Source organism: Kribbella sp. NBC_01484 (genome assembly GCF_036227145.1).
Lineage (GTDB): Bacteria > Actinomycetota > Actinomycetes > Propionibacteriales > Kribbellaceae > Kribbella.
In genome coordinates, this window is record NZ_CP109437.1 from 7,035,324 (window position 1) to 7,051,030 (window position 15,707).

A 15,707-nucleotide genomic window follows, 5' to 3' on the forward strand; every position below is an offset into this window, starting at 1 on the left:
CTGGCGGTCGATTACGACCATCGACACGGGTGGCTGAAGTCTCGACCACGCCTGTCCCGCGTGGTCAATTGTGTGTCCGAGGATGAACACGCACCTTGACCACGCGCTTGGAGCTGAACGCCTGAGCCGGAGGGCGGCCAACTCGAACCCCGAGTCCGCTGATATCCAAGCGAGGTTGTTCATGGGCTGCTGCTACTTGGCAACGGGAACCTCTGCACTCGGCGGCCATCAACGCGACGCCGACGCCGCTTATACGGGTTTGAATGGGCCGCCGGTGGCGGGCGCGACGACTTCCAGGAACGCGCGGTCTTTCGCGAGATCGTCGGTGGAGAAGAGGGTGGCTACTTCCTTGAGTGCGTCGACCAGAGTTTGGCGGGGGACCATGGTCTGGGCGGAGTGGCCGTGGACGTCGGGTTTGGTGGACATCAGCGCGGTCAGTGGTGGGGCACCGGCCGGGCGCTTTGTCCACAGGGCGTACAGGCTGCGTGGGGTGGCGTTGCGGCTGCCGTGGTGGCCGACCTTGTAGAGGTCGATCCCGGCGAGTTTGGCGCTCAGGACCTGGTCGTCCGCGAGCTTGTCCAGGGTCGGCTGCCAGTCCTCGATCTGCGCGTCGCCCGGGAACAGCATCGACAGGTTCCCGATCTCGAGCACCAGGATCAAGCTCGTGTTGTTCATCGCGTCGTCGAGGTCCCGCACCAGCCTGGTCAGGGAGTCTGTCTGGTGCTTGGCCAGATGCTCGACGAGCCAGCGCACCTGGCCGGGCGGTACGTCGGCGGGCGGTTGCACCTCCGCCGGTGCGGACGCGGTCAGGGACTGTTGCAGCCGTAGCATCCAGTACTCCGGATTGCGGCTGACCTGCTTCGCAACCCGCTTGTCCTGGTTGACGGTCGGCGGTCCGAGGACCGTGACCTTGAGGCCCGGTACGACGCTCTGCAGGCGCAACGCCGTGCCGGCGTGCAGATATTGACCTCGTCCGTCGGCGGCCAAGGTGTCGAGCGCGGTCACCGCCGCCTGGTTCGGGAGCGCCTGGAGTGCCTCCTCGTGCAGGTCGTGCTTCGCACCGCTACTCTCCGCGGTCGCGGTGGCGACCCCTGCAACCGCCGATTGGGCATTGGCCAGGTGAACTGCGAACCTCCCCGCTGCTGCGGCACCGTCATCCGCTGGTCCGTCGGCGGTTGCAGGCAGCGTCGGATCCTCGGTCCAAGGCCGCAGTACGAGCTTGGGAGCGAGCGTCCGGAAGACCTCCGCGCCGTGCGTGTCGCCGAAACCGAGCAGGTGGTCGCGATGCCGGTGGGTGAGGACGAGGACATCGAGACTGCCGTGGGTGTGCTCGGCGATGAGGTCGGCGATGTCGGCCATGTTCACCGGCCTGTCGTCCGGGCCGCTGGTCGAGCCGCAGTCGAAGAGGATGTGCCGTTCCGCGCGAGTGTTCCCGCCGGCGCCGTCGTACTCGATCGTGACCAGGAAGCAGTCGCCGAAGCCGACCTGGTACATCCGGACCCGGACTCTGGCCGGAACCAAGGTGGCCATCACCACACCTCCCCGGTGTCGGAGCCGGCCGAGTGCAGCTCGGTGAAGATCTGGCCCGCCGCTCCGCCGAAGGAGAACCCCAGCCTGCCTGCGTTGTCGTAGAAGCCGGCGTCGTGGAGGTACCGAGCCCGCTCGACCTGACGTTGCCAGTCGTCCAACCGCTTGACGATGTGGAGCTTCGCCCGCCCGAACTGGTCGAAGACCAGGGTGCCGCCGCCGAAGATCTGCAGCGTCGTGGCGGGGTCGAGATCCGCGGGCAACGGTATCCCTGCGCGTTTCTCGAGCTCGCCTGCCGTGAGCTGGAGCATCTGAACGTAGTTGGCGACGGACTCGCGAACCACGAGGCCGTCCGGGCCGACGCGTTCGGTCGTGAGCACGGCCTCGACATGGGTGTGGTAGTCGGTGTCGATGCCGAGCAACGGGGCGTTCTCCCACATGAAGCGGAACACCTCGTCGCCCGCGGTCCGGAGCGCGGTGAAGTTCATGGTCGCGTAGTGGGCCGGGAAGGCGCCGGACACCAGGTCGCGGCTGGTGTCGGGCGGGCGCCCGATGCCGAAGCGGGCGAACTGCTCGACCAGGCCCTTGCGGTACCCGAGGGAGTCTTCCGGCAGGACCTCTTCGTCGGCGCGGATCACGGCATCGAGCAGGTCATCGAACTCGAACTCGACCGGTGGCAGGTAATCCAGGCCCCGAATGAGCATGGTCAGCAGATGTCCTGCGGCCTTGGCGCCTTCCTCTGCCGCCCGAGCCCGGTCGACGGTGGGCTTGGCTCGGCCGCTGCGCTTGGATTTGAGGGCTGTCAGGCGGCGGGTCCAGAGATCGAGCAGGACTTCGAGTACGGCGGCGACCAGAATCTCCCCGCGGCGATGCGGTTCCTGGTACGCCGGAAGGCTGCTCCAATCGGGCGGCGGCTTTTCGAGGGCCGACCTTCGCAGCGCGCCGCGTCCTTGGGTCAGCACATCGCCGAGCTGTTCGGCGACGCCGGTCAGCACACTGGTGCGGAGGACGTTCTCGTCGGTCATGTCAGAACTGAGGCGGCTGGTGGTGGATCCCAGATCGAGGCAGACCTCGACGACCTCCTGGAGCGAGAACACCGACAGCAAGGCGACGATGTCCGCGAAGCCTTCGTGGAAGCCCGCCTGATCCGGCAGGCCCGGTTCGAGGAAGTGGTGCCGCAGACCATCGAGTACCGCGTGGGTCGTCTCGTGCGCGACGACATCGTGCGACAGGCACGTATAGATGGTGGAGTCGTCGCCACCTGGCACATAGCCGAACAGCAGGGCCCGATCGTCGAACGAGTAGTAGGCGTTCGCTTCACTGAAGGCGTGCGGCACGAGGTACAGCTGATGTCCGGCGAACCCCCAGTGCAGGCGACGTCCGAGGGCGGACTCGAAGGTGGCGAGCGTGCGGGCGGCGACGGCGTACACCTGCTGGGCATGAAACGCGAAGTCGGTGGTCAGCGTCTTGTCGTCGGCCTTGGCGAACAGGTCGCTGTCCGGCGGCAGATTCGCGGCCGGCACGAGCGTCCCGGTGGAGGCGTCATAGTCCACTACGTAGAACCTCGGAGTCCGCGGTCCTGGTTCGAGTCGAGCGGCCGGCACCTTGGCACGCGCGGTGAGGATGTGCTTGTCGGGACCGCTCCGCACCGACGGATCCTGAGCGATGATCGTCAGGTCGGTCACGTTGCGCGCCGCGCGTACCGCTGGACCTTCGACGTACGCCTCGGCGTCGGTCACGCTACGCCGCCGGCATACGGATAGGCGGCCGGGGGAGCCGCGGCAGTGTCGAGATGTGATCGCAGTCCGGCGTCGCCGACGGCGTACCCCCAGTTGATCAGCCGTTCCTGGTCGCTGTCCGGGATCTCCTTGAGCCGCGTCTTGATCTCGGCGATCCCGGTGGTGACGGCGAAAGGTGCCTGGAGCAACTTTTCCGCCGGGTACCGGGTGATGTCGCTGCGGATACCGACGTACGCGCCGTCGCGGCGGCCCTGGACGAAAGACTCGATCACCTGCCGCTTACGCAGCGACCTGATCTGATGATCGAGTAACTGGGTGACTCGCAGCATGTGCTGGGCCCAGTCCGCGGCCGGATCCGCTTGGGGCGAGAGGCTGCCTCCGGCGTCGGAGACGAAGACGGTGCGGCAGCGCTTCCACGCGGTCTCGAGCCCCAGGTTGTCGTAGACGCCGCCGTCGGTCAGCGCGAACTCGTCGCGGTACTCGGCTCCGGTGAGATCGTTGCCCTTGTCATCGATCCAGGTCGCCTTGCCGAGATCCAGACGGTACGGCGACAGGAACGGCGGGAAGGCGGACGACGCGGCAACGGCTGCGGACAATCGCAGTTCGGGATGCTCGACCCGGCCGACCCGCCAGTCCGCGATCCGGTCCCGGCTGAACCGGACGAGGTTGCCGGAGCCGGTGTTCGTCGAGTTGAAAACGAACGTCGGGGTGACCGGAAGATCGGCGAGCATCGTGTCGCCCAGCAAGTGTTGGCGTAACTCCGCCTCGAACTGCTCGCCGATCGTGGTGAACGGCGAGAGGAGGCCGGAGATCACGCTCGGCTTGTCGATCGTGCGCGACGCCAGCGAACGGATCGGCGCCACGACCAGGTCGGCGAACGCCTGGTGCGGATCGGCCGCTTGGTGGAATTCCGGCCAGACCTTGGCCAGCATACCGGCGGTCATGCTGCCGCCCGAGACACTGGAGATCCGGTTGACCTGGTGCAGCCAGCGAGTCTCGGCCAGCCGCCAGAGCACGCCGGTATGGAACAACATGGCGCGATACCCGCCACCGGACAGACACACTGCCACGCCGTCCACGGGCGCCTCGTCCGGATCTGCCGGCAACTGCCTGACAGGATCAGCTAGTTCGGCAATGGCTTCGGTCATGTCGATCTCCCCCCGACATCGCCGATCCCCAGCGGCCCGTCGGCAAACGTTCGTCGCACCTCACGACGAATCCCCTTCCGTTCAGTGAGGCACGCCCACCACGGGGTGTCAATCCACGAACCACCGTGGTCATCCGCATCCGCGGAAGGCGGCAGCGGGTCACCGGCTGCGGGTGTTCGTGATCGATGAGTTCGCGGCCGGCGGCGGTCGCCGCAGGCAAGGTCGTCCGGTCGCGGCTACCTGTTCGTCCGGCGATCGTGTCGGTTGAGACGTACGTTCCCGACAACCCGCCGCATATCACTGCCCCCCCAGGTTCTGGCCTAGCTCGTCGGTGGATCGGGGCTATGGTTGCTGAGTGGGGCTCGATGGGCGGTCGTCGAGTGGGGAGCAGCGGTTTGGCGTGGTGTTGCGCCGTTACCGCGCTTTGGCGGGCATGTCGCAGGAGGTGCTCGCACAGGAGGCCGGCCTCAGTCGCCGTGGTATCGCGGACCTCGAGCGGGGCGCCCGCAACTCTCCCTACCCTGATACCGCTCGGCGGCTGGCCGATGCGCTGAAACTCAGCTCGGCTGACCGCGAAGAGTTCATGGCGGCGTGCCATCGCACTGCGAAAGGCGCCGCAGCGCGGTACCGCCTACCCATCGAGCCGTCACCGATCGTCGGGCGGCAAGGTGAGCTGGCCGACCTGGCAGGTCTCGCCGGCACCTCGCGACTCCTCACACTCACGGGACCGGCTGGGGTCGGAAAGACCCGGCTCGCCCTCGAACTGGCAGGAGAGTCGGAGGCCATGTACCGCGACGGCGCCGTACTGGTCGACCTGGCACCTGTAGCCGATGGCGCGCTCGTGTCGGCCACCGTTGCGGCAACACTCGGCGTGATCCCGGCACCCGGACAGCCTGCCGCGGAACGGGTACGTGAGCATCTGCATTCGATGCAGACCTTGCTCGTGCTGGACAACTGCGAACACCTGGTGACGGCGTGTGCGGAGTGGGTCGACGGAGTGCTGCGCGATGCTGCGGATCTACGAATTCTGGCCACTAGTCGCGAGCCGATGAGGATCCACGGCGAGACGGTGTGGGTCGTGCCACGGTTGACCACCGCCGACGCGGTCGCGCTCCTGAGCCGGCGGGCGCATGCGGCCGGCGCACCAGCGTTCACACGAGGTGAAGCCGACGTTGTCAACCAAGTCTGCGGCCGGTTGGAGGGCCTACCCCTGGCGATCGAGCTCGCAGCCGCGCACATACCGGCTCTCGGCGTGGCCCAGGTCGCCGACCTCCTCGCCGATCGGCTGGACTTCTTGGCGGGAGGTGGTCGAGTCGCTCCACCGAGGCACCGCACGCTCCGCGCGGCTCTGGACTGGAGCTTCACGCTGCTCGACACGACCGAGCAGCGGGTCATGACGCAGCTGGCCAGCTTCAACGGCGGTTGGAATCTGGACGCAGCGCGAGACGTCTGCGCGGATGGCGACATCTCGCGAGCCGCTGTGGTCAGGGCTCTCGAGGGACTGGTCGAGAAGTCCGTTGTCGCCGTCGAAGAAGGAGGCGGAGAGCGACGTTATCGCTTCCTCGAGATCATTCGTGAGTACGCCGCGGAGCGCCTCGCCGGCGCCGCTGACGCAGAAACTACTCGCGACCGTCACGCACGGTACTTCTTGACGGTCGCCGAGGCCGGCGCGGCCACTCGCCTCGGTATCCGCTATCCCCGCGATGTTGCCAGGCTGCGCGTCGAGAACGCCAACCTCCGCGCGGCCCTGCGGTGGCTGCTCGAAGGGGAGCGGCTCGATGCGGGTCTCGAGTTGTGCCAGGCGCTCAGCGGCTTCTGGTTGTCGCAAGGCTTCCTTCTCGAGGGTGAGGAGTGGTTCGAGCGGTTCCTCGATCGCACCGGTGGGAGGTCATCGCCCGCTGTGGCTGCCGGCCTGTATTCGTGGGGACGGCTCGCTGAGTACGCCGGTGATCTCGACCGGGCTCTCGAACTGATCGAGACCAGCCGATCCATGAGCAGCACCCTCGATGACCCGACGGTGTGGTCCCGTGCCTGCTGCGGGCTGGGCGACCTCGTGCTGCATCACGGCAAGTACGCCGAGGCGCTTGAGTTGTACGAGTCTGCGGCGGAGTCAGCCGACAGTGCCGGGAGCGTGCCCGAAAAGGCGCAGGCGCTGTTGGGTCTGGCGCGGGTGACGGGTCTGATGGGCGATCCGCAGCAGTCGATGTCGTGGCTCGAGCAGGCATTGACGCTTGAGCGACAGCTGGGCGATCGATGGGGCGTCGCCTATGTGCTGAACGAGATGGGACTGCAAGCCCGCAGGGCCGGTCGGCTCGACCAGGCGCTGACACTGCTCGAGGAGTGTCACGTGCTGTGGCGTCAGACCGGTACGCGCATGGGCGAGCGTTCTGCTGTCATGAATCTGGCGCTGGTCATGCTGGAGCTAGGACTGGTCCAGCGTGCGGCAGAGCTTGCTCGGAACAGCCTTGAGCTGAGTCTCGAGATCGGCGACACCGGCTCGACGGCCTCGGTTCGCTGCATCGAGATCGCGGCACAGGCCCTCGGCGGGCTCGGCGAGATGGCAATCGCGGTCCGCGTGATCGCAGCGGCGACCGAGCGGCGATCCCAGCTCGGTGCTCCACGGCCGTCGATGGAGGAAACCGAGATCCTCCAACTACTGGGAGGTTCTCGCGAGCGGCTGGGTGGGTCCGAATTCGAGGCGGCGTGGTCCTGCGGACTCGACCTAGCCATCCGCGACGCTGTCGATCTGGCAGCTGAAGAGCTCACACGGCGCCTCGAGATGAGTACGTCGGTCGCTGACCCGGACTCTTCGTAGCTCGCTGATCGGAACGTGGAACTGCGAACCAAGTGCGTACATCGTGCACATCGATCCACAGCCGCCCCGGCAACTACCGTGTTGGCAACGAAGGAGGCTCTCATGACCATCGAGCCCTTGAGAACGGCGGTTGTCGGATGTGGTGGACACGGCACGGCTTTGGCCCGAGCCGTCGTACGGTCGGACCAGCTGCAACTCGTGGCGTGCGCCGATCCTGACGAGGTCGCCAGGCGGAACGTCGCGGTACTGGCTGACGGCGTCAGTTCTCACAAGTCAGTTGTCGAGCTTCTGGGTGCCCCAGACGTCGACGCCGTGTTGATCGCGACGACGCACGATGCACTCGCCCCCACAGCGTTGGCCGCGATCCGGGCCGGCAAACATGTGATGATCGAGAAACCGATGGCTCTGAACGAGGAAGAGGCCAAGGAGGTTGAATTCGCCGCGGCCAGCGCCGACGTGACTTGCATGGTCGGGTACTCGTTCCGCTACGGGATGGCGAGGTATGTGTCGCAGTTGCTGGCGCAGGGAGCCGTGGGCGACCCCCGGGTGATCACTGGTGCTATCGGGACCCCTGCGATGGACGACGGTTGGGTCGCTCAAGCCAGCTCCGGCGGCGGCCCGATGCTCTACGTCGGCTGCCATCTGATTGATCTCGCCCTGTGGATCATGGGCGAGGAGCCAAGCGAGGTCACGGCCCGTGTGCACTATGCAGCCGACACTGAAGTCGACGAGACATCGGCCGCCACGCTGGGATTCAGCGACCGTCGTCTCGCGCAGCTCGTCGTGACTCAGAAGGCCTCCGGGTTCTTCTACGACTTCCGGATCATTGGCAGCTCGGGTTTCATCGGGCTCCGGGGGCGGAACTTCGTACAGTTCGAGATCGAGGTTCAGAGCGACGTTCTCGAGGCGTACCGGGAACCGACGATCATCCGGCCGTCGATGCGAGGCGACAACGTCACGATGATGCTGGTGCCTGAGCTGGCGGAGTTCGCGTCGGCGATCGTCGATCAACGACCGGCAGCCATCACGGCGACGGACGGACGCAGAGTACTTCGCGTCATCGACGCTGTCGGTCAGAGCGCACGTAGCCTGCGCCCTGTGGCCCTGGCGCCAACGCTGACCGCCTACTGACTGCCGGCCGGAAGCAGAGGAACAAACCCGCCCTCGTCGGAGGGGCCGACCTCGCACACCCGATTGCCATCCGATCATCTCTGGATTCTCGGCGTACCTGGTCCGCCAACTGTGCGAGCCCGCCGACGCGAGGAGCGGAGCATCGACCATGTCTAGGTCAGAAAGCACCAGAAGGTCGCGAATGGTCGGCGTCGCCGCGGGCGGGGCAGCCTGTGCGGCTCTTCTCTCGATCACGCTGCCGGTGAACGCCAACGTGAAGCCTCATGACCCGCCGGTCGCGTCGAGGGTTGCGGCTTGTCCGGGCTGCGGCCAGCCGTACAACTACTCCAACTACGATCCGTACTACGAGGTCCAGCCCCTCGAGCGCGAAGAACGACCGGATACAACCTGGGTCGCGCTCGGTGCTATTTCCGCCGCCGGCGCCACACTCGGCATCACCCTTGGCGTGCGTCGAGGACGCGACCCACTCGTCATCAGCGAGAAGTGACCGTGATCCTCTTGGTCCCGGTCGGCGATCCGTCCTTGACGTTCGACATCCGTCACCTGCCGGCGCGGTGAGTGTCGTAGGCGTCACCGACCGATCCGATCGACGGGCTGAGACCATGCAGGTGCAGGGTGTCGGCCTGGAGAGCTAAGCCGGTTGATGCCCGATGTCGTAGTCGCCACCTCATTGACCGAGTTGCCGAGCGGTCGTTGCCCGCAGCGTTCAGGGGCGGCGGACGTAGTACTCGGTGAACTCACGGCAGCGTCCTGCGCCGTCGAAGCGCATGATGAAGCAGTTCTCGTAGGTGCGGACGATGGGTCCGTCAGGCACTTCGCGGTACCGCGAAGTGCCGGTGGCCACCACGGTGTCATCGTCGACCGCGACCGGAGAGTACTTGGCCTCGTAGGTGCCGGGCGCGTCGCGGGTGGAGGCGCCGCCCGACGCGCTCTGTCCGAGCCAGGATGCGACGACCGCGTCCCGACCGGCGATCGGCTCGTCATACGGGTGGTAGCGGTACGCGACGTTCTCGCTGAACAGCCTTGATATGTCGCTCGGATCGTAGGACATCCACGCCTCGACGTACTGGTCGAGCCAGTCCTGAGCGGTCTGCTTGTCCACTGGCCCACCTTAGTCCGCTCATCTCTCTGCGAAGAACGCGAATGCAGGCAGCCAGATCTGTCGCGATCCGGGGTCGCGCAGGATCATGGTGCTCCTCGGCAGGCCGCGGCGGATGCGCCATCCGGCTGGGGGGTCAGGTGGTCTCGAGGAGGCCGAGTTGGTTTCCCTCGGGGTCGGTGCACGTGACGAGTCGCTGGCGGCCGCTCGCCACTACCAGAGGATCAGCGGTGGCGATGTCCGTCGCGGTCAGCCGGCCCACTCGCTCGTCCAGGTCGTCGACGAGGAAATTGACGGTCGTACGGCCGGCCTTGCCTGGATCGTGGAAGACCTGAACGATGCCGGCGTCGATCAGATGCCATTCGGCCAAGGAGTCCATCGGTCGCTGATCGGCTGGACGCCCGAAGAACGACGCGTACCAGTCGCATGCTGTATCGAATTGCCCGACCGGTATCACCGCCAGTACTGCGTTGATCGCCATCGGTGTCGCCTTTCTCACCCGGCTGAATGACTCGTCGTGATCGTCTGTACCCAGAACTTGCGAACTGACCTCGTCGGGGTCGGCGACACGCTGACGCCGAGCCCGCTGGGTCGACGTTCGCGTTGTCGACCGGGTGTCGCACATCGGCGTGCGCCGCTGTCCCGACGGCCAGGACGGCCCGCCGCGGATCGTCGCCGAGCTCGCCGGGCCCCCGATGCTCGAGACCGGCCGCTATGGCAGATCGTGATGGTGCGCGGTGCCGGGGTCACCCGGCTCTCGCCGTGCGATCATCGACGGATGGATGTCTCGTCGATCGACGATTTGGCTGCCGAGCGGCTTGCCAAGGCAGCGTCGGCCGAGAGCGGGCGCAGCTCGGTCACGGTCTACAGCAGGCCCGGTGCCCGTCTGCGGCAGACGCTCACGGCGCTTGCCGCAGGTCGGGTGATGGGTGAGCACAAGAGCCCCGGGGATGCCTCGCTGCTGTGCCTGCGTGGCCGTGTCCGGGTCCGTGCGGGTGACGCGGAGGTCGAGCTCGGTCCAGGTGATCTGGTCGCGGTGCCGCCGCAGCGCCACGACGTCGAAGCGTTGGAATCGTCCGTCCTACTGCTCACGGTCGCACTGCACTGATTCCTCTCGCGCCGAGCCGCGAGTGCGGATCGTGCGATTGCTGACGGCAACTGATTCCATGTGCGAGCGGCCCGCCGGCCGCAAACACAACAGGCGGCACGACCTGTGCCGCCGGCCACAACTGAACCATCTGTTTCAGTATCTGTGGAGGAACACGCACCTTAACCACACGCCTGGAGCTCGGGCCTGCGGCGTGACGTGGCGATCTCCTGCTGACTGATGGCCGCGCGTAGTCGTCCAGTTGGGGCGCTCCTTGGACGCGCCGGGCACTTTGCGATGTTCACCGCCAAGGAGCTAGACCGGCTGAGGACCGCACGCCCTGCCTAACCATCGATCCGCGCTCATGAATTGGGGCCTGGTGTGCCGACTTCGAGGCAATGTTCGACTCCGAGTCGGCGGCTTGGATCAATCCGCTTGCGGGTAGGTGCGGGATTCTGCCGTATTGGTCGGTTAGCGTCGGGGCGTGTTGCTGCCTGAGTCGTCGGTGCCGGGGGCGGATCTGCCTGTCCGGGCGGTTTTGCCTGCCACGGTCGATGCGGTGCGTTCGCGCGGTACTGCGGTGTTGGTTGCGCCGCCCGGATCGGGGAAGACCTCGCTGTTGCCGCTTGCGCTGGGCGACGCGCTCGGGGGCACGATCATCGTCGCCGAGCCGCGAAGGATGGCAACCCGCGCGGCGGCGGCCCGGCTCGCGATGCTGGTCGGTGAACCGCTCGGGCAGCGGATCGGCTACGCGATGCGCGGTGAACGCAGCGGCGGCAAAGGACTCCGTATCGAGGTGGTGACGACAGGGCTCCTCGTACGGCGTCTGCAGCAGAACCCGGAGCTGCCGGGTGTCGCCGCGATTGTGATCGACGAGTGCCACGAGCGACACCTCGATGCCGATCTGCTGCTCGCGTTCTGCGTCGACATCCGGGCGAATCTTCGGGAAGACCTGGCGATCGTTGCGACTTCGGCCACGGCGGACACGAACAGGCTGAGTCGCGCATTGGGCACCGACATTCCGGCCCCAGTGATCACCGCGTCCGCGGCGCTGTTCGACGTGGCGATCGAATGGGCCTCACCACCGGTCCCCGTGCCGCTGCTTCCCGGTGGGCGGGTCGACCCGCGACTGCTGGATCACATCGCGGCCGTCGTTCGGCGTGCACTGACCGAGAACGACGGCGACATCCTCGTGTTCGTCCCGGGGGAGGCCGAGATCAACGGTGTGACTCGCCGGTTGGCCGGTCTGAATGTTCTGCCGTTGTTCGGTCGCCAGTCCAGGGCTGAACAGGACCGCGCGTTGAGGCCGGCCGCCACTCGTCGGATCGTGGTCACGACGTCGGTTGCCGAGAGTTCGCTGACGGTGCCTGGAGTCAGGGTTGTGGTCGACTCGGGTCTTGCCCGGGAGCCGCGGACCGATCAATCGCGTGGCCTCGGTGCGTTGGTCACCTGCCGGGTTTCGAGATCGTCGGCCGACCAGCGAGCGGGGCGCGCCGGGCGGGAGGCGCCTGGCCGGGTCTATCGGTGCTGGTCTGCCACCGACCACTCGCATCTCGACGATCATCCGGCGCCGGAGATCGCGATCGCCGATCTGGCAGGCTTCGCCCTCGACCTGGCGGCGTGGGGTGCGCCTGCTGGTGCCGGTCTGACGTTGCTGGAGGCGCCGCCGGTGGTGGCGATGACCGCGGCCGCCGAATTGCTGCGCCGCCTCGATGCCGTTGACGACGGTGGCCGGATCACCGAGCGGGGACGGCGGATGGCGGCGATCGGGGCGCATCCTCGGTTGGCTCGTGCGTTGCTGGATGGGACGCCGCGGGTCGGCGCTGACCGGGCGCGCGAGGTCGTCGCGATGCTTTCGGACGACTCCGGCCGTGACTTCGGCGATGATCTACCGGCCCGCTGGCGTGCCCTCCGCCGTGGCGAGGACCGCGGAGCCACGGCCCGCTGGCGAGAAGAAACGAAGCGCCTCGGCCGAGGCACGACGACCGGCGACCCGTTGGGTGGTGATGGAGTGCGGCCGGCGGTTCGTGGAGGGACGCGCGTTCTACCGGATGATCTTGCAGTGGGGGTTGTGGTGGGGCTGGCGTATCCGGATCGGATTGCGCGGGTCCGGGGGGCCGACCTCGCGACGTACCAGATGTCTGGTGGTACGGGTGCTGCGCTGGATCCGCAGTCGCCGTTGCGGACGACGACCTGGCTGGCGATCGCGGCTGCTGACCGGGCACCGGGTCGCGCCGACGCCAGGATCCGGTCCGCGGCGCCGATCGATGAGCAGACCGCGCGAGACATCGCGGGCGACCTCATCTCGACCACCGACCAGATCCGCTGGGACGACGGCCGGATCGTGACGCGGCGTGTTGAGGCACTCGGCGCGATCGTGCTCAACGACGTCCCGCTGGCAAAGCCCGACCGGCTGCTGGTCCAAGCGGCCGTCCGCGACGGTATCCGGCACAGCGGTCTGTCCGTACTGCGCTGGTCGGAGGCCGCACTCGCCTTGCGGGAGCGGCTTGCGTTCTGCCATGCCCACCTCGGATCCCCGTGGCCCGCGGTCGACGACGAGGCACTCCTGGCCGATCTTGACGGATGGCTGGGTAGCGAGCTCGCCTCCGTGCGAGGCGCACGCGATCTTGCCCACATCGACGTGGCTTCGGCGCTCAGGCGACTACTGCCATGGCCCGCGGCAGCCCGGTTCGGCGAACTCGCACCGGAACGGCTCCGGGTCCCATCGGGCTCCGAGGTGCGACTCGCGTACCACGGTGTCGAGCCACCGATCCTCGCCGTGAAGCTGCAGGAGGTATTCGGCTGGACTGCCACTCCAGCCGTCGCGGACGGTCGTGTCCCTGTCGTTCTGCATCTACTGTCGCCGGCACGGCGCCCGGTCGCGATCACGAGCGATCTCGCCTCTTTCTGGAAGCAGGGCTATCCCCAGGTCCGAGCCGATCTGCGAGCCCGCTACCCCCGCCATCCATGGCCGGAAGATCCACTCACCGCCATCCCGACCAAGCGACCAAAGCCTCGCCAGTGAACCGAGCTGGGGTCGCCTCTTAACAGGCGCACGCGACGGAGGAGGGTGCGGGGGAAATGGAAAGGCTCCGGGAGCCGGTGTACCCGCGAAGCCTTGTGAATAGCTCTGGTGTCCGAGGCCGGACACGCAACTTGACCACACGCTTGGAGCTTCGGGAGATCCCGGAAGTGGAACACCGTAGCCGGTGATTCTAGCCGAGGTCGATCGAGAAACCGTATCCGACGACAGCGAGCTGCTCGACCACGCCATCATCGGCAACTGAGCAGAGTCCCTGCAGTCGTAGCGGCCCTTTGACGGGCCGTGTCCGCGGCCCGTCAAAGGTGTGCCCATGGATGCTGAAACAGAATTGAAGCGTAACGATCCCGTTTTCCTGGAGTGGTCGGAGCACTGCACCTTCTTTGCGGGGTGATCTGGGCGGACCACGGCGTCGCGTGACCGGCGGCAACATCGAGCCCGGCAAAGGCCGACTGGACTTCGCGTTCGACGCGCTGTCGGCGGAGTTGAGCCGGTGGCTCGAGGCTCGAATCAACGAGGAGATCGCGGCCGCCCGGGTGATCGTGGTGGATTTCGTCGGGCGCGAGATGGCCGACGCGTACCCCGCACTGATCCGGGTCGCCGCTCACCTGATCCCGCGCGAGATCGACCCGCTCCGGGTGATCGACATCGTCGGCCTCGACAAACAGGCCGACGGTGGCACCGACGTCCTCAGCACCGCCGAGATGGGCTCAGTCGCCGTCACCGGAACCGAGTCCAGGGGCAAGGCGAACAAGCGCATCCGCATCGAGGTGCGGTGACCACCCGCTCGAACCAGCCGCAGCGACACGGAGGCTCCGATGGTGCCGAAGACCTGGACCACCACCGTCGCCCTGACCGCGACGCGGCATTGACCCTGGCGTCGGGCTGACAGCGCCCGTTGCCAGGGCACCGAGGCACAGAAGTACCCGCAGTCGCTCGGCTTCGGCAGCGAGCGACCGCCGGTGAATGCCGAGAGCCAGGACTACAAGGTCGACCAGTACGGCGTGGACAAGGCTGCCAGCCTGAGTAGGACTGGCCCGTCGGCCAGTGGATGCTTCGGGGGCGCTCGAAGGCGGTCTGGACTTGGTCGTGACGGCGTCGGACAGCGTGGACGAGATGAACGCCAACGTTCCGATCGACTCGCCGGAGCGAAGGGGCTTGGGGTGGCAGGTTCTCCTCCACACCGATCGGCCCGTATGTGGCTCCACAATGAGTCGCGGGTTCCCGTAGTACCTCAGTTGCCCAGTAGCCAGCTTGCGAGCCCGCCTTCCGCTCCTTCGACGACCAGAGGGATTCTGGCAGGCCGAGCGCGTCGGCCGACAGGGACACAGCCACAGGATGCGTCTCCTCCTCGGTCCCCGGCAGCGTCTGGGTCTTCAGGTGCCCGTTCGAGTCATAGGTTGTCCAGGTCCGTATGGCGCCCGAGGTAGGTCACCGGCCCGTGGTCCGGGACTGAGATCTCGTGGAAGCCCAGTCGGTCGTAGAAGGCGCGGGCTGCGGTGTTGGTCGTGGCCATGCCGAGGTGCACGGCGGACACCTGCTTGCGGTGTAGCGCGTCGAGGAAGGCGTACATCAGCGTGCGGCCGTGACCTTGGCGCTGGTACTGCGGCAGTAGATCGATGTGCAGGTGTGCCGGGTATGGCGCGAGCTCGGGCACGAGCATGCGTTCGGGATTGTGCATCAGTCCGATCATGATCTCACTGGGCGTCACTGGCGGGGTGCTCGGCGCCGGGTATCGCTGCTGGATCGTGGGCAGCCACGATGCGCGGTACTCCTTGACGAACCTGGCCGTGTCTGCGGTGCCGAGGATGTAGCCGACAGCGCGGTCACCGTTGTCCAGCACGAACGTGAGATCAGGTTCCAGATAGGGGTAGGGGCCGGCGAAGATGCTCGGCATGAGTTCCGGGTCTGGGTAGATGTGCCGAGAGTCGCGGCCCCCGTCGGCCGTCCGGACACAGATGTCGTACAGCGCGGCGTGGTCGTCGGGGTGATAGCGCCTGACACCGAGTGTTGGGCTCATGCGATACATCGTCTCGCATCGCCGGTGGCGGCGTCGAAGATTGCCTCGCCCACGCCTGCTTCCAGAAGCCGAAGTCGCTACTCACGCCACGCTCCTGCGCA

12 protein-coding genes are annotated in these 15,707 nt (G+C 66.9%); 6 read left to right on the top strand and 6 right to left on the bottom strand.

All coding sequences use genetic code 11. The features are described from left to right. Positions 1–249: 249 nt before the first annotated feature. Genes OG555_RS33970 through OG555_RS33980 form a run of 3 tightly spaced genes read right to left on the bottom strand, consistent with a single transcriptional unit; the run spans position 250 to position 4,414 of the window. Positions 250–1,530 carry a hypothetical protein gene (locus OG555_RS33970; protein ID WP_329476677.1) on the bottom strand — a complete coding sequence of 427 codons (1,281 nt, stop codon included), beginning with the start codon at positions 1,528–1,530 and terminating at the stop codon, positions 250–252. After that, positions 1,530–3,266 carry a hypothetical protein gene (locus OG555_RS33975; RefSeq protein WP_329476679.1) on the bottom strand — a complete coding sequence of 579 codons (1,737 nt, stop codon included), beginning with the start codon at positions 3,264–3,266 and terminating at the stop codon, positions 1,530–1,532. The genes OG555_RS33970 and OG555_RS33975 overlap by 1 nt, the downstream gene beginning before the upstream one ends. Continuing rightward, positions 3,263–4,414, bottom strand: a complete 1,152-nt coding sequence (locus OG555_RS33980) for a patatin-like phospholipase family protein (RefSeq protein WP_329476681.1) — start codon at positions 4,412–4,414, stop codon at positions 3,263–3,265. Before OG555_RS33980 ends, OG555_RS33975 begins: the two co-directional genes overlap by 4 nt. Positions 4,415–4,769: 355 nt before the next feature. On the opposite strand from OG555_RS33980, the gene OG555_RS33985 reads away from it, so the two are divergent. The 3 genes from OG555_RS33985 to OG555_RS33995 all read left to right on the top strand — a co-directional run bounded on the left by OG555_RS33985 (position 4,770) and on the right by OG555_RS33995 (position 8,847). Next, positions 4,770–7,229, top strand: coding sequence for an ATP-binding protein (locus OG555_RS33985; protein ID WP_329476683.1), 2,460 nt, complete (start codon positions 4,770–4,772; stop codon positions 7,227–7,229). Between the two features lie 102 nt (positions 7,230–7,331). Next, entirely contained in the window at positions 7,332–8,360 is a 1,029-nt protein-coding gene (locus OG555_RS33990; protein ID WP_329476685.1) for a Gfo/Idh/MocA family protein, read from the top strand. Between the two features lie 148 nt (positions 8,361–8,508). Continuing rightward, positions 8,509–8,847 (top strand): hypothetical protein, encoded by a 339-nt coding sequence (locus tag OG555_RS33995; protein WP_329476686.1) that lies wholly within the window; start codon positions 8,509–8,511, stop codon positions 8,845–8,847. A 219-nt stretch (positions 8,848–9,066) separates the two neighbouring features. On the opposite strand, the gene OG555_RS34000 is transcribed toward OG555_RS33995, so the two are convergent. Together OG555_RS34000 and OG555_RS34005 are read right to left on the bottom strand one after the other, a co-directional pair. Then, positions 9,067–9,462, bottom strand: coding sequence for a nuclear transport factor 2 family protein (locus OG555_RS34000; RefSeq protein WP_329476688.1), 396 nt, complete (start codon positions 9,460–9,462; stop codon positions 9,067–9,069). A gap of 133 nt (positions 9,463–9,595) precedes the next feature. Beyond that, entirely contained in the window at positions 9,596–9,940 is a 345-nt protein-coding gene (locus OG555_RS34005) for a VOC family protein (RefSeq protein ID WP_329476690.1), read from the bottom strand. A 297-nt stretch (positions 9,941–10,237) separates the two neighbouring features. Here OG555_RS34005 and OG555_RS34010 point away from each other — a divergent pair, with 297 nt between their 5' ends. From OG555_RS34010 to OG555_RS34020, 3 genes are all read left to right on the top strand, one after another. Next, positions 10,238–10,567, top strand: a complete 330-nt coding sequence (locus tag OG555_RS34010; protein WP_329476692.1) for a cupin domain-containing protein — start codon at positions 10,238–10,240, stop codon at positions 10,565–10,567. A 463-nt stretch (positions 10,568–11,030) separates the two neighbouring features. Then, a complete protein-coding gene (hrpB, locus tag OG555_RS34015) occupies positions 11,031–13,571 on the top strand; it encodes an ATP-dependent helicase HrpB (RefSeq protein WP_329476694.1) in 2,541 nt (846 codons plus the stop codon). 431 nt (positions 13,572–14,002) lie between these two features. Continuing rightward, positions 14,003–14,365 carry a hypothetical protein gene (locus OG555_RS34020; RefSeq protein ID WP_329476696.1) on the top strand — a complete coding sequence of 121 codons (363 nt, stop codon included), beginning with the start codon at positions 14,003–14,005 and terminating at the stop codon, positions 14,363–14,365. 614 nt (positions 14,366–14,979) lie between these two features. On the opposite strand, the gene OG555_RS34025 is transcribed toward OG555_RS34020, so the two are convergent. Further along, positions 14,980–15,606 carry a GNAT family N-acetyltransferase gene (locus tag OG555_RS34025; RefSeq protein ID WP_329476698.1) on the bottom strand — a complete coding sequence of 209 codons (627 nt, stop codon included), beginning with the start codon at positions 15,604–15,606 and terminating at the stop codon, positions 14,980–14,982. Between the last annotated feature and the right edge of the window lie 101 nt (positions 15,607–15,707).

Coding starts and splice junctions, on each gene's coding strand:
- OG555_RS33980 (WP_329476681.1), bottom strand. CDS start 4,414: ATGACCGAAGCCATTGCCGAACTAGCTGATCCTGTCAGGCAGTTGCCG.
- OG555_RS34025 (WP_329476698.1), bottom strand. CDS start 15,606: ATGAGCCCAACACTCGGTGTCAGGCGCTATCACCCCGACGACCACGCC.
- OG555_RS33995 (WP_329476686.1), top strand. CDS start 8,509: ATGTCTAGGTCAGAAAGCACCAGAAGGTCGCGAATGGTCGGCGTCGCC.
- OG555_RS33970 (WP_329476677.1), bottom strand. CDS start 1,530: ATGGCCACCTTGGTTCCGGCCAGAGTCCGGGTCCGGATGTACCAGGTC.
- OG555_RS34005 (WP_329476690.1), bottom strand. CDS start 9,940: ATGGCGATCAACGCAGTACTGGCGGTGATACCGGTCGGGCAATTCGAT.
- OG555_RS34010 (WP_329476692.1), top strand. CDS start 10,238: ATGGATGTCTCGTCGATCGACGATTTGGCTGCCGAGCGGCTTGCCAAG.
- OG555_RS33990 (WP_329476685.1), top strand. CDS start 7,332: ATGACCATCGAGCCCTTGAGAACGGCGGTTGTCGGATGTGGTGGACAC.